11 protein-coding genes are annotated in these 14,439 nt (G+C 40.4%); 7 read left to right on the forward strand and 4 right to left on the reverse strand.

The window, feature by feature from the left end:
• The first annotated feature begins 1 nt into the window (after position 1).
• Entirely contained in the window at positions 2-493 is a 492-nt protein-coding gene (locus ABJF57_RS08435; RefSeq protein WP_462234233.1) for a hypothetical protein, read from the forward strand.
• A gap of 28 nt (positions 494-521) precedes the next feature.
• Here the strand turns inward: ABJF57_RS08435 and ABJF57_RS08440 are convergent, their stop codons facing one another.
• Positions 522-929: a DUF1761 domain-containing protein gene (locus tag ABJF57_RS08440; protein WP_462234235.1), complete on the reverse strand. Its 408-nt coding sequence runs from the start codon at positions 927-929 to the stop codon at positions 522-524.
• 335 nt (positions 930-1,264) lie between these two features.
• Between ABJF57_RS08440 and ABJF57_RS08445 the strand changes: the two genes are divergently transcribed.
• Entirely contained in the window at positions 1,265-3,526 is a 2,262-nt protein-coding gene (locus ABJF57_RS08445; RefSeq protein WP_462234237.1) for an ATP-dependent helicase, read from the forward strand.
• Positions 3,527-3,563: 37 nt separating this feature from the next.
• Here the strand turns inward: ABJF57_RS08445 and ABJF57_RS08450 are convergent, their stop codons facing one another.
• Positions 3,564-4,286 carry a hypothetical protein gene (locus ABJF57_RS08450; RefSeq protein WP_462234239.1) on the reverse strand — a complete coding sequence of 241 codons (723 nt, stop codon included), beginning with the start codon at positions 4,284-4,286 and terminating at the stop codon, positions 3,564-3,566.
• 78 nt (positions 4,287-4,364) lie between these two features.
• On the opposite strand from ABJF57_RS08450, the gene ABJF57_RS08455 reads away from it, so the two are divergent.
• A complete protein-coding gene (locus tag ABJF57_RS08455; RefSeq protein ID WP_462234241.1) occupies positions 4,365-5,978 on the forward strand; it encodes a VRR-NUC domain-containing protein in 1,614 nt (537 codons plus the stop codon).
• A gap of 26 nt (positions 5,979-6,004) precedes the next feature.
• A complete protein-coding gene (locus ABJF57_RS08460; protein ID WP_462234243.1) occupies positions 6,005-7,114 on the forward strand; it encodes an NAD(P)/FAD-dependent oxidoreductase in 1,110 nt (369 codons plus the stop codon).
• 316 nt (positions 7,115-7,430) lie between these two features.
• On the opposite strand, the gene ABJF57_RS08465 is transcribed toward ABJF57_RS08460, so the two are convergent.
• Both ABJF57_RS08465 and ABJF57_RS08470 read right to left on the reverse strand, forming a co-directional pair.
• Positions 7,431-10,112: an ABC transporter permease gene (locus ABJF57_RS08465; protein WP_462234245.1), complete on the reverse strand. Its 2,682-nt coding sequence runs from the start codon at positions 10,110-10,112 to the stop codon at positions 7,431-7,433.
• On the reverse strand, positions 10,109-10,444 hold the full coding sequence (locus ABJF57_RS08470) for a PadR family transcriptional regulator (protein ID WP_462234247.1): 336 nt from the start codon (positions 10,442-10,444) through the stop codon (positions 10,109-10,111). Before ABJF57_RS08470 ends, ABJF57_RS08465 begins: the two co-directional genes overlap by 4 nt.
• A gap of 332 nt (positions 10,445-10,776) precedes the next feature.
• Between ABJF57_RS08470 and ABJF57_RS08475 the strand changes: the two genes are divergently transcribed.
• The 3 genes from ABJF57_RS08475 to ABJF57_RS08485 all read left to right on the forward strand — a co-directional run bounded on the left by ABJF57_RS08475 (position 10,777) and on the right by ABJF57_RS08485 (position 14,430).
• A complete protein-coding gene (locus ABJF57_RS08475; RefSeq protein WP_462234249.1) occupies positions 10,777-11,109 on the forward strand; it encodes a PadR family transcriptional regulator in 333 nt (110 codons plus the stop codon).
• Between the two features lie 2 nt (positions 11,110-11,111).
• Complete coding sequence (locus tag ABJF57_RS08480; protein WP_462234251.1) at positions 11,112-13,724, forward strand: ABC transporter permease; 2,613 nt, start codon at positions 11,112-11,114, stop codon at positions 13,722-13,724.
• A gap of 61 nt (positions 13,725-13,785) precedes the next feature.
• The gene (locus tag ABJF57_RS08485; RefSeq protein WP_462234253.1) at positions 13,786-14,430 is read left to right on the forward strand and encodes a DUF4396 domain-containing protein; all 645 of its coding nucleotides are present in this window, start codon (positions 13,786-13,788) and stop codon (positions 14,428-14,430) included.
• Positions 14,431-14,439 lie beyond the last annotated feature (9 nt).

Raw genomic sequence — 14,439 nt, forward strand, 5'->3', positions numbered from 1 at the left:
AATGATTGGACTGCTATTATTGATTTTATCCTCTACCTCCCTTCTTGGCCAAGGAGATTCATTGGGCGTATTTGAAAACCTGGTAGGTAGTACTTGGATTTCGTCTGGTAAGCAATTGGGAGGGCATGATGGAAAAACTGTTAAGGAAATTTCATGGGGACTGGATGGAGAAATAGTAAAAGTGAAATCTTACACTACAGATCCCAAAACATTGAAGTTTGGGCTAAGAAATGAGGGAGTACGGATATACAATGTGCAAACCCAACAACTTGAATTTTATGAATTTGATAAGCTGGGAGGAGTTAGCAAAGGGGTTATAAAGACAGAAGGAAAGAGTCTTCATTATGAATATGAATATGGAGGGCTTTTGTTGAGGGATAGTTGGATTTATAAATCCAAGGATGAATACTTATTTCGGGTGTGTTCACTCTCAGAAAAAGGAGAATGTCTTCAGACCTATCACGAGGGAAAGTTTATAAGACAAAAAAAATAGGTTCTTGCGAACCTATTTTTTTAACCTATTACATTGCGGTTAAAATCACTCCCATCAGTACCAGAAGGACAACAAAGTAAAAAGCATTGATAAACCAAAGCTTAAGCGATATCCTAGAAAAAAGTGCATTTACCCCCATCGCGGCGGCAATGAAGAAAAGGCCAATATGTAGGCCATAAGTAGCTCCTTCTCCTATAGAAGGGTCGCTATTTCCGTGCCCTAAAAAGAATGCTAGTTGAAGAGCTATTATAAATTCAAGAATGAAAGCCGTTCCATAAATCTTGAGCATGTTAGCATCTTTGAGATCATCCTCAGAGTAACCCATTTCAGCCATCCAAGCTTTTCCGAAAATGGGTCCATACCAAAGACCTCCTACAACGAAAGCAGATACGGCCGCTACTAAAACAGCTAGCCAATTAATTGATGCAAAATCCATAAGTAGTGTAGTTAAGTTGTTTTATACAGATAACAATATAAAAATAATGTGTCATAAATTGATATAGTTGAATTTTTCAATGCGAGGGTAACACAGCCTTAACATTGATTCAATATTATTAATTTTAGCACCCAGTAAAATCACTAAATCAGATTCCACCGATCACCATTGTGAAAAAGTCATTCTTTAGAGCCAACAATCTCATTCTCATCATTGAAGTGATTTTATTTCTAGGGTTTTTAGCTTTCATCGTTTTGAACAAGTTTTTTCATTTTGTTGGTTGATTTAGCCTAACCAACTAAAAATCTGTTGATCAAATCAAATAGATTTGCCAGATGGCAGAAGCGCAGGCAGATTACCTTGACCAACTCAATCCCCCACAAAAAGAAGGCGTAGTAAACATTGAAGGTCCATGCATGATCATTGCTGGAGCTGGCTCTGGGAAGACACGTGTATTAACCTATAGAATTGCACACCTGATAAAAGCTCATAATGTAGATCCGTTCAACATCATGTCTCTGACCTTTACCAACAAGGCCGCCCGTGAAATGCAAAAACGGATCGAAGAAATGGTCGGAGGTGAATCCAAAAATTTGTGGATGGGCACTTTCCATTCAGTTTTTGCTAGAATATTACGAGCCGAGGCAGGAAGAATTGGCTACCCGAGCAATTTCACCATTTATGATACTGACGATTCTAAGTCGCTCATTAAACTTATCGTGAAGGAATTCAACCTGGACGACAAAGTATACAAACCGAATATTGTATACAATCGAATTTCCAGCGCAAAAAACAGACTAGTCTCCTGGCATGAGTATCAAAACAATCCTGTATATCTAGAAGATGACGCGCAAAATATGCGGCCAGAAATGGGACGTATCTATCGTGCTTACTCTGAGCGCTGTTTCGCAGCGGATGCCATGGATTTTGACGACATTCTATTCAACACAAATATTCTTTTTCAAAACCACGATGATGTCTTAAATAAGTATCAGCAACGATTTCACTATGTGATGATCGATGAGTTTCAGGACACCAATATTTCGCAGTACCTGATAGCCAAAAGACTCGCAGCGGTGCGGCAAAACATCTGCGTGGTGGGAGATGATGCACAAAGTATTTATGCTTTCAGGGGGGCTGACATACAAAACATTCTCAATTTCGAGCGTGACTATCCAGACCTGAAGACCATCCGACTAGAGCAAAATTATCGCTCAACTAAGACAATAGTCAATGCGGCCAATTCTGTCATCAATAAAAATACTGCTCAACTAAAAAAGAGTGTCTGGACAGCTAATCAGGATGGTGAACTTATTGATTTGATCAAATCTACTTCAGACAATGAAGAGGGCAAGCTGGTAGCTTCAGCCATATTTGAAACGAAAATGCACAATCATGCATCAGAAAATGAATTTGCCATCCTATACAGAACCAATAGTCAGTCTCGTGCCATAGAAGAAGCCCTTAGAAGAAATAATATCAAGTATCGTATAGTTGGCGGACTTTCCTTCTACCAACGAAAAGAAATCAAGGATCTCCTCTCCTATTTCCGATATACGGTCAACCCAAATGATGAAACAGCCATGCGCAGAATCATCAATTTACCTAAACGTGGTATTGGACCTGGCACAATTGACAAGATGGTGGTTGCCGCCAATGAAGAAGGAAAAACCCTCTGGGAAATCATGGAAAAAGCCAGCTCCTATGTGGGGGGTAAAGGCGGCATTCAAGTAGAGAATTTTACGACACTAATTAAGTCTTTTCGTTTGACGAATGAGAAGAAAGATGCCTATGATACGGCTTCCCAAATAGCAAAAACGTCAGGTTTGCTTAAGGAACTGTATGAGGATAAGACCATTGAAGGAATGAACCGGTATGAGAATACCCAAGAACTTCTCAATGCGATCAAAGAGTTTACCGATGACGCGGATCGAGAGGACAAAAGTCTTGGTGCTTTTCTTCAAGATGTGGCCCTTTTGACTGATGAGGATCGGAATCAGAAAACCGATGAGGCAGTTACCCTGATGACGATTCATATGGCCAAGGGGCTTGAGTTTCCTTATGTATTCATTGTAGGCTTAGAGGAAGAATTGTTCCCTTCTCAAATGATGCTAAGCAGCCGTGCAGATTTGGAAGAAGAAAGAAGGCTGTTTTATGTTGCGATTACTAGGGCAGAGAAGAAACTCTATCTGAGTTACGCCCTTAATAGGTATCGATTTGGTCGGCTAAAAAACTGTGAACCCAGTAGGTTTCTGGAAGAAGTAGATCCTCAATTCATCAAGGTAAATCGAAAGTTTTCTTCCAGTGACCCTGTCTCTCCTGGCATTAATTATGTGACTAAAAACTTTGTTAACAATGTCAAAAAGGAGAATACGAAACGATTTGCAGCAAAAATAAACCATAAACCGAGTCCCGATTTCGAACCAAGTGACACTACAAACCTTGCTGAAGGAATGAAAGTAGAGCATCCAAAGTTTGGCTTTGGGGTGGTAACCAACATTGATGAGCAGGGCGCAAACAAGAAAGCGAAAGTAGACTTTGAAAAAGCTGGTGAAAAGACCTTGCTATTGGCCTATGCGAAGTTGCGAATTTTGTAAACGATCAATTAATTCAAGGCTAGACACCCGCATTAAACTATCCGCCTGCAAGCTCAAGTAGTTTTTCGTATTCCTCGATACGTTCTGCATCTGTCAATCGTCTCGAAATCAACAATAACTCCTCAATAATTTCTTTTGAAAAAGGGTCATCGTATCTAGCAATCTCATAGTACTGAAGCGCTTTCTCATAATATTTTCTGGATTTTTTCAACTCCGTTAAGTCATTGCCTGCATTGTCGAATAATAAATCACCAGCGTACTTATTGGTTTGACCAAGCAGTAAAATCGGACGGGTGGAAACCTCCAATTTTTCAGCCATCTGCAGGTAGCCAATTCGAGTATCCAAAAGGGATAATTGTCCATTCAAAGCCTCCTCTTTTCTCGCAAGCTTTGTATAATCTTCAGCCTCATCTAAAATCAGTGAATGAAGTTTTTCATATGCCTTCTTTATTTGAGGCTCCCAATCGGGATCCATACTTAGCACCTGCGTAAGGTCCTGAAAGCTCATCTGCAGCGGATCTTCTTCAGCAAAACCGACAGCAGACTCTGCCTTATTCAACCAAATGATTCCACGATAATAGTACAGCTTTGCTTTGGACGATTCTGTAATCATACTCTCAATTTCCTCCGCATCCTTAAAATCGATTAATGCCTCATCATATTCACCCGCAGCAAAATGGCGAATGCCTGAATCGATATAACTTTGAGCATATAATAATGATGTAGCCAGGATGAATAATCCAACCAGAAGTTGCCTCATATACTTAGTTGATGGTGGTGCACTGTTATAATACTGCATATACACGTAGAGTAACCAAAAAAGTGGCTTATTTGATAAATGTCTAAAAATGATCCAATCATATTACCCGAAAAGTACTATTTAGATTACTTCAACTACTTACTTGAGTTTGTGGAACGTCAATATGATCATGTGCTGGATCAACCCGAGCACTTATTTTATCAATCATTCCGAGATTTATCTGAACAAGCCCAATGCCTATATCTCCGATTTTCAAATCGCAGAGGTGACTTTTTTCGAATTAACAAGATATCGTATGTCGAAATTCCAAACGTGCATGAAGCAAAAGAAGAGCTGACGCATCACGGCTTCATTCAAATAAATGAAAGCAATGATCCCAATCAGTTTAGACTTTTTACAAAATCGGAGTTAACATTTTTTTATGATTTTCTACTTCCATCTCAAAAAAAGGAAGATATCCTGGCAGAACTAACTGAATCAGACCTTTCACATTTACACGAGCAGGAAGAAATTGCTCAGGTGCTGAAAAATGAAGAGGTTGAGTTTATCAAGCTCCTTTTCTTTGGTCATAGAGGTGGTCGCATGACCGATTTTGTGATACGTGATGTAGGAAATATCAAAATAGAAAAGCTTGATGATGCTAATTTCAAACCCTGGTTTCAATCACGTGAAGAGGCATTATCAGTCATGCACGTATCACAATTGAAGCGCATGGTTTATGAAATACAGGAAGCAGACCTACCGCTTGAAGAGTATCTTGAAGATATACCCTGGAAAACGTGGCTTTCCTACCCAAGATCTGCAAAATCCGCAGAAAAGCTCCTTCTGAAAATCGCCTACTATATGGAGCAAATTCAAATGCCTGATCTAGCTCTTAGCTACTATTCCTATACAGATAGACCTCCAGCCAGAGAGCGAAAGGTGCGTTTGCTGGACAAGCTAGATCGCAAGGATGAAGCCGTACACATCGCTCAGAAAATGCTAGAAGGAGCAGCTAATGCATCAGAACTTACATTTGCTACGGACTTCTTAAATCGAAAAGGTCTGCGCATAGATAGAAGCATGACTCAGCGGCTCAAAAGTGCGGCATCTATAGCTATACCAACACCAACTGGTCGGGTTGAAAATGCTGTTCTCGACTACTATGCCAATGAAGGTTGGGATGGAATACATGCAGAAAATTTTCTGTGGAGGGGTTTGTTTGGGCTTGTATTTTGGCACATCATATTTGACACAAACCATGGCTCCTTCCATCACCCGCTCCAGCGGCAACCCTCAGATTTGAATGATGCCGTTTTCTTTGAGTCACGGCAAGAATTACTCCAGGATCAACTTAAAAAGTTACGATCAAGGAAGCAATTGGTGGAATATGTAACAACTGTTCATGATGAAAAAATGGGCATTGCTAATCGGTTTGTGACCTGGCATGAGGCACTCCTACCAGCACTAGAGGTGATGATTCAAAAACTACCCCTCAAAGGATTGAAAGTCGTGTTGATTGAAATGTCTAAAAATATGAAAGAGAACAGCGCTGGTTTTCCAGATCTATTCATCTGGAAGGATAAAGATTACCAGTTTTACGAAGTGAAGTCACCCAACGATCACCTTTCTGCGCAGCAGCTTTTTTGGCTTAATTTTTTAGCCTCAGCTAAAATCAAAACAGAGGTGTTGCGAGTCAATTATACTGATTAACTAAATTCAAAATAAAATAAATTACCGTGCACAGTCTTTGGGAAAAACAGTCCTTTCTTACACCTGATGTCTTAGTCATAGGAGCTGGTATTACAGGCCTTTCAGCGGCAGCTACTTTAAAAGAGCAATCCCCAGATCTAAAAGTGACGGTGGTGGAACGCGGTGTACTCCCTTCCGGGGCAAGTACAAAAAATGCAGGCTTTGCTTGCTTCGGAAGCGTCTCCGAGCTGATGAATGATGTTGCAGCACTTGGTGAAGATGGCATGCTTAAGCTTGTAGAGAAAAGATGGGATGGATTGCAGAAGACTTGTCAGCGACTGGGAAGACATATGATTGACATCCAGATGAAAAGCGGATATGAGTTGATGTCAGAAAATTCCGGGATGGAAGAAAATATTAATCAGATCAATAGCCTACTTCATCCCTTCTTTCAAACAGAGGTGTTCAAATTATCAGATTCAAAGATCAAAAGCTTTGGCTTTGGCCAGACCAATCATTTGATTGAAAACCACTTGGAAGGCCAGCTTGATACGGGGAAACTCATAGCCTCGCTTTGGAAATACTGTGCCGAGCTTGGGATTCATGTACATACGGGTTGTGAAGTTTTGGCTATTGAGGAAGAGGAAGCAGTTGTTTCCGTGACTTGCAAGGACGTAACCTTCAAAGCTCAAAAAGTGGCGGTATGCACCAATGCATTTACTAAAAAGTTGATACCTAGAAACCTGGATATAACCCCTGGCAGGGGTATCGTCATGAGTATTCAACCGGAGCAACCTTTAAAATTTGAAGGGACTTTCCACTATGAAGAAGGTTACTATTATTTCAGAGACTACTATGGAAAACTCTTATTTGGTGGCGGCAGGAATCTAGCTCTTGAAGATGAATGCACTACAGCGTTTGGTGTAAATGACCACATTAAAGAAAAGCTGATTTCGGATTTAAAAACCGTCATACTTCCAGCTCAGAAGTTTGAAATAGAAATGGAGTGGTCCGGCATCATGGCTTTTGGTCAAACCAAGGCGCCTATTGTTGAAAAAGTATCTGATCGCATCGCCATTGGAGTCCGTCTAGGCGGCATGGGGGTCGCCATTGGAAGTCTAGTTGGCGAAGAAGTAGCTGAATTGATCCAAAATTAGAAAATCCTAATCTGTGATTTTCGTCCCATAGTCTACGCTTCTATCAGGTTCAACGAACAAAATTGGAAGTGTTTTCCTTAATGAGTTACTTCATAATCGAAATCAAACACTACCAATCATGGCTGCACTTACATTCACTAAAGAACAAAAGAATTTCATCAACTTAAGTTTTGTGATATGCACGACGGGATTAGCCTTATCCTTACTAGTAGTAAATTTCCTCATAGGCTAATTTCAAGATTTTACTACCGTCAAACATTCCGCTTTTAGAAATGGCTACTCATTTAGAGTAGCCTTTTTTTATTCCTAATCTTCATCATTCGGCTCTCAGCGATTCCACTGGATTCACTTTGGAAGCTCTCATCGTCTGATAAACAATGACAATACCTGCAACCAAAATAGAAAGCAAAGCGCTTACTATAAAGAGTCCAATCCCAATGCTAGTACGATAGGCAAAGTTGTCTAACCACTTATTCATCAGTAAAACAGTAATCGGGATTGATAAAACAATAGCGATTAGAATCTGAACGGAAAACCCTTTTGCCAGCAATTTAAAAATGGAAATCGGAGATGCTCCCATTACTTTTCTTATACCAATCTCTTTGACTTTGCTATTCACCACCAAAAGTGAAAGTCCTAACAAGCCGAGAGAAGCTATGAGAATAGATAATACGGTGGCTACCGTTATCAATTTGTTCATTCTAGCCTCACTCTCATATTGCGACTTGATTCGCTCATCCACAAATTCATAATTCCAGCTTTCATTGGGAAATGACGCCTCCCACTCTCTTTGAAGTATGTCCGTAGCATCCAGCAAGTTATTTCCAGTGAATCTAAATACCAGTTTTGGAATAAAAGAATCATTAATATCTAGGTCTGAAATACCCATCAAAATTGGAACAGGGTTTTGAACAATGACCAGAGGTTCAATGGAATTGTGCAAAGAAGAAAAGTGGAATTCCTCCGTTACTCCGAAAATTTGATGATCACCAAATTCGTCATTGGGCAGCTGAGCTCCCACCGGATTTTCCAGTTCTAGCAAAGCCACAGCAGCGGGATTTAGCAGTACTCCCTGGCGTTCATCTAATGTATTGTCTTTCTCAAAAAGTCTTCCTTCTTTGACCTTTATATTAAACAACTCAAGGTATTCGGCATCAGCTACCAGCAATCGAAAACGTTTGAAATTTCCATCCTTGTCATTAAATCCATAATGCGCCCATCCATTACTTCCAAAAACATGACTTCCCATTCCTATTTGAGTAATCTCAGGGTACTTTTCTAACCTTGCTTTAAGTATTTCGCCATTTTGCATGGCAGTGCTTGTAAGCGCGGCGATTCTCTGTGCCTCTGGACTTGCATGTAGCCTCGCAGAAATAACTGCGTCGTATTTAACCCCTATGTCTTTGTTTTGCAGGTAGGTAACTTGTTGTCTTATGAGTAAGGATGTACTAATCAAGAAAACAGTAATTATGAACTGAAAAACGATCATCCCCTTTCTTGCCTTTACTTTATCCATTGATTGACCACCACTGTGAAGTACCGATATAGCCTTAAACCTGGATTGAACTAAAGCGGGATAAATACTCGAAGCAAGACCAATAATGATGGACATGGCTAGATAGATCATGATATGCCACCACTCAAATTCCAGTACCAAATCGGTCCCTGTAAGCATGTTAAATGTCGGAACTAAAAGAAAGGCAAGCGTGACTGCTATGATCATTGCGATCAGCGTGAGTAAAATACCTTCCATTAAATATTGTACTGTTAATGAGCTACCAAATGCTCCAAGAACTTTTCTTATTCCTACTTCCTTGGATCGCTTCAATGATTGACCGATGGATAAGGTGGCATAATTGATACATGCAATGATGATTACCAACAACCCTATCACTCCTAAGATGGTCACATATTGAGGATTTCCTACCGGAGCAAAACCTAGTGGAACATCAGGATTGAGGTGTATGTCAGTCAATAATTGAAACTCAATTCCATATTGACCTCTAAGTATTGGCTCCCCTCCCATGTCCAACTCTCCAAGCTGGCTCATCACCACGTCTTGCATCTTTTCGTTGAGACTGGCCGGCTTCACACCTTCACGTAGCAGAACATACGTTTCCGGAATGATATTAAACCAGGCTGTATACGAACGTTCACTGTACAGATCGCGACCCATTTTTACGGATAGCGCTATGTCAAACTGAATACTGGATTCTTTAGAAATATCCTTGAAAACACCTTCCACAACAAAATCCTGAATTTCATCATTAATCTGTATAGAAAAGGGCCTTCCCATGGGGTCATTTTCTCCAAAATATTTCTCAGCATATCTTCTAGACAGCAATACGCCACTTTTAGAAGAAAAAGGAGCTTCCCGCTTACCAACTACCATTTCAAAGTCAAACATGGTGAAGAAGTCATCACTGATTAGAGCAACAGGTTCGTTGATGCGTTTTTCTCCTCTACCGATGAGATGGGTTCTTCGTATGTACTGCACGCCTTGTTCTACCTCTGGAAAATTTTCCTCCAGCATCGACTCAAATCTCAGCGGCGTGGTGGAATTGTAAAAGGTACGTCCATCTCCATAATCCTCGTTTAAGATGAGGCGATAGATTCTATCTTTTTTTGTATGAAATTGATCGTAGCTAATCTCCTGCTTCACATACAAGCCCAATAAAAGGAAACATGTAATTCCTACTGTTAACCCTAGTAGATTAATGACGCTGTTAAATTTATCGCGGAGCAATACCCGCCATGCTATTTTAATGTTATTCTTTGTAATCATAAGTCCTGAGTTTTTGAATGTTTGAGGTTTTTTTAGCGCAGACCAGCGAAAAGATCGGATAACCAACCACCAATAAAGCACCTTCGCCTTTTGCTTTCCATTTTTACTTTTGCCTTCATATATCTCATGGAGGTCTCCCTGTAGATCCTCAATTAGGTAAGGATCACAAAACCATTCCAATAATTGATCTGCAAATTTTGGAGGCTGGCTCATCCTAGTCCGGTGAAAGTCAGTTTAGGTAATTTTTGGTAAAGCGAGTAGCGCAATTCCATTGATTGATCCAACACACTGCGTCCAGCTTTAGTCAGCGTGAAAAAACGCTTCCTCCTGCCTCCTCGTTCCTTAGACGCTCCCCCCATTTCTGAACTCACAAAACCCTTCTTTTCCAAACGCCGAAGTACCGAATGGATGGCTGTTACATCCATGGTTCGTCTTGTATTGCTTTTTATCTCTTCTAGAATCAAAACCGCGTACGCTTCGTGCATAAGCGATCCAACTGTCAGTAGGACCAATTCTTCTAATTCTCCTAGGTGTTCTCCCTTCATTTTTTCTTCTATTAAAAGTAGAAAGACTTACTGCCTGATGTCATTGCCTTTAGCAGTTGAATCAAGGATTCGTGTCTTAAAAATCTTTCCATTTGTTGTACAAACGCACAAGTTATCAAATTAGTTGTTGTTTTGTACAAGTTATTTAATAAACCTACCTTAAAGCACTATAAGGCTGGTTTAATGAATATTTTTCATAAAAACTGCAATTACGAATAATATTTGTAACTATTTTTACTGCAATTACGAATAATATAAATGTATACCGCTTGTCACGCTCAATTTTTGTAGTAGTAATAGGTGGCTGAATAGTTACTAACCTATCAATCGCAATGAAAAAAACTAAGCTTGGAGAATTCGAGGAATTGGTGCTGTTATCGGTAATCGTCTTACGCGAAGATGCGTACGGAGTAGAAATAAAGAAGGAGTTAGAAAAGCGAATGGAGGAGCGACTCAGTGTAGGCTCTATCCAGTCCGCTCTCAAGCGAATGGAGGAGAAGGGTTTTCTTACATCAGAGTTTGGAGAGGCCACTCAAAAACGAGGCGGGAAACGCAAAAGGATTTACAACGCCACACCGTATGCGGAAAAAATACTCAATGAAATAAAAGCAATTCGCGAAGGCTTTTGGTCAGAAATAGCTACCCAGGGACTTAAAACCATCTAATAATGAAGGAGATAGCGCCACCAAAATGGGCTCGCCGACTCCTTCGCATCTTCATTCATGGTGAATACCTGGAAGAGATCGAGGGGGATCTGGAGGAAGTTTTTTACGACGATCTGGAAACTCTTTCAAAAAAGGGGGCCCGCAAACGGTACACACTTGGTGTGTTGAAGCTCTTCAGGCTGAGCTTACTCAAAAATTTAAAATGGATTTATAAAATAGGGCTAATCATATCAATCATGAGAACAATCAGACTTGCATTCCGAAACTTATTAAAATTCAAAACCCACTCTGCTATAAACCTTATCGGGCTATCACTGGGACTAGCAGTAGGTGCGCTTATTCTTCTTTACGTTATCGACGAACTCTCTTTCGATAACTTTCATAAAAAGGGTGATCGAATTTACAAAGTTGTAACTGGCTCTGAAGGAGGAATGGAAACCAACGCCTGGCCAGTTGGATACAAGTTACGAACAGAGTTTCCTGAAGTCGAATCGGTCTTATATGCAAAGAATTTTCCTTCGAACATCAAATTGAACCATAAAGACAAGCGAGTTGATCAATCTATTTATTATGCGAGTCAGGAATTTTTTGATCTTTTCTCGTTTGACTTGGTATCAAGCAATGAAAAAGAGGCACTTACAGCGCCTTTCACGGTGGTTATCACAGAATCTCTTCAAGATGTCTATTTCGAGGGCGACGCACTTGGGAAAACACTTACTCTGGCTGACTCAATTGATTTTGAAATTACGGGAGTAATTGAAAATTTTCCAGAAAACTCGCACATTCAATTTGACATTCTTGTCTCGTTTCCAACCATAGAAAAGCTGCAGTGGTGGAGCTATACGGAGGGCTGGGGAAATTTCAACGTTCGAAACTACCTTCTTTTGAAAGAAGGAACTGATCCAGATGTGCTCCAGTCAAAGGTTAAAGACTTGTACAACGAAAACAATGGGGAGTGGATGGAAGAAATGGGTGTATCGTTTTCAGTAGAACTGATACCGCTAAAAGAGGTCTATCTAAACGAGACCTATTACAATGGGTTTGGGCCGAAAGGCTCCGGTAAAAGAGTAAAAACAGTCACCTGGATTGCGGCTTTTTTACTCCTTCTCGCATGCATCAATTACGTGAACTTAAGCACGGCTCGTTCTGCTTATCGTGCCAAGGAAGTAGGCATGAAGAAAGTAGCCGGCTCTTCAAGAAAAGCCATAATAAGTCAATTCATGACAGAATCATTCTTGCTTACACTCATCTCTTTTGTAGTAGGCTTGGTGTTGATGAGTGTGGCACTCCCCTTTTTCAATGATTTGATGGGTAAAAAATATGATATCGCGTCATTTGGTGCCATGGAATTCGTAACCGCGGTGCTTTTGTTGCTTATGGCGGTAACGATTGGTTCCGGTTTTTACCCTGCATGGATCATATCCAGTTTAAATCCTTTAAATGCACTTAGTGGCAAACTAAACAAGAGTTATCAGGGATTAAGTCTTAGAAAAATCTTAATAACCTTTCAATTTTTCATTTCTTCTGGGCTGGTCATAGCCACACTTTTGGTAATCAACCAGATCAATTACATGCGAACAAAAGATCTGGGATTTGAAAAGGAACAGGTTTTGATCATCAACGCTTCCGACGCGCCGAGAGGATCCAGAAGAGATGTTTTAAAAAGTCAGCTTCAATCAATCTCTGGTGTATATAATGTATCTCACACGAATGCGCTGCCAGGAAGACCTGGATGGCTGGGCCAGTGGGCTTACCCCGAAAAAGAAGGCGGAGAACAGGTGGATACCGAGTATATGGCCATAGATGAGAACTTTGTAGATGTATTGGAGCTTCAGTTAATTGCTGGTAGAAACTTTGACCTTGAGCGACCATCTGAACTAGAGGCCGGTCTGATCATCAATGAAACATGCGTTGAAGAAATGGGCTGGCAAAGTCCGGAGGATGCCATTGGTAGAGAAATTGTCTCCCCCTCTCAACGGCCGGCCGGCACGGTCATCGGAGTTGTGAAAGATTATCATGGACTTGGACTGCAAGATATTATTTGGCCACAAGCCATGGACTACAGAAGCTACAGTTATGGTAGATACTTCGCCATTCGATACGACACCAAGCAAACCTACGAGCTAACCAAGGGGATAGAGAATGCATGGGATGATGTCTACGGCGACTATGAATTGGAGTATTTCTTTCTTGATGAAGATTTTGATCGACAATACAGAGAAGAAAATCAGCTAGCCAGGGTACTCACCATTTTCGCAATCATAATTCTCATTGTTTCATCTATTGGGCTTTTTGGCTTAATCTCCTTTGTCGCGCTTAGTAGAACCAAAGAAGTAGGAATAAGAAAGACGATGGGTGCAAGTATTGGACAAATCATCTTCATACTTTCCAAAGAGTTTATGATTTTGGTTTTGCTCGGTAATCTATTTGTGATTCCACTGATCTGGTATTATGGTAATCAATGGTTAAATGACTTTGCTTTTCATACCACGATAAATCCGGCAATCTTCGTGATTGCGATCTTCGTTACAGCACTAATTGCTTTCATCACGGTGAGTATCCAAACCTACAAAACAGCCAAAATGAATCCTGTCAGTGCATTAAGATATGAATAGAAGTAATTAATAAGCATTTGCACCATTTCCTTACGAAATTTGTATAGTAATTATGGAGCAAATGCAAAAACTTGAAGTAGCAACCAGCTTGCATTGTCAGGGGTGTGTAGATAAGGTAGGCCCTGCTTTAGACGCAAGCGAAAAAATCTCACATTGGAAAGCCGATATCAATGGGGAAGTGAAGCTAATAGTTGAGGGGACCATTTCTAAAAGAGAATTGGATGCACTCTTGGGACAGAATGGCTATCATGTAAAAACATCGGATGGGTTTTGGTCAGATAAGACTAAATGGAATCGTGCTTCTTTCAATACATTGAACTGTTTGATTGGCTGTTCCATTGGGGACTTTGGTATGGTGTTTTTTCTACAAGCCTATTATCCATCCACCCCAATCATGTGGCAAATGATTCTTGCCATTGTAGCAGGACTCTGTACTTCCATCATACTTGAAACAATAATCCTCAAGAGCAGAGAGCATTTCTCCTGGTCATTTGCATTGAAAACAGCCTTCGGTATGTCATTTATTTCCATGGTAGCTATGGAAATAGCTATGACAAGCACAGATTTCATGATTACTGGCGGCAAAGCTGCCTTTGATGATCCGGCTTATTGGCTTGCATTGATTCCAGCTTTAATTGTTGGATTTATTACTCCTCTACCCTACAATTATTACAAGCTCAAGAAATTCAATCAAGCCTGTCATTAAACTAAAACA

This window comes from Ekhidna sp., assembly GCF_039940915.1.
In the GTDB taxonomy this organism is placed as follows: Bacteria; Bacteroidota; Bacteroidia; order Cytophagales; family Cyclobacteriaceae; genus Ekhidna.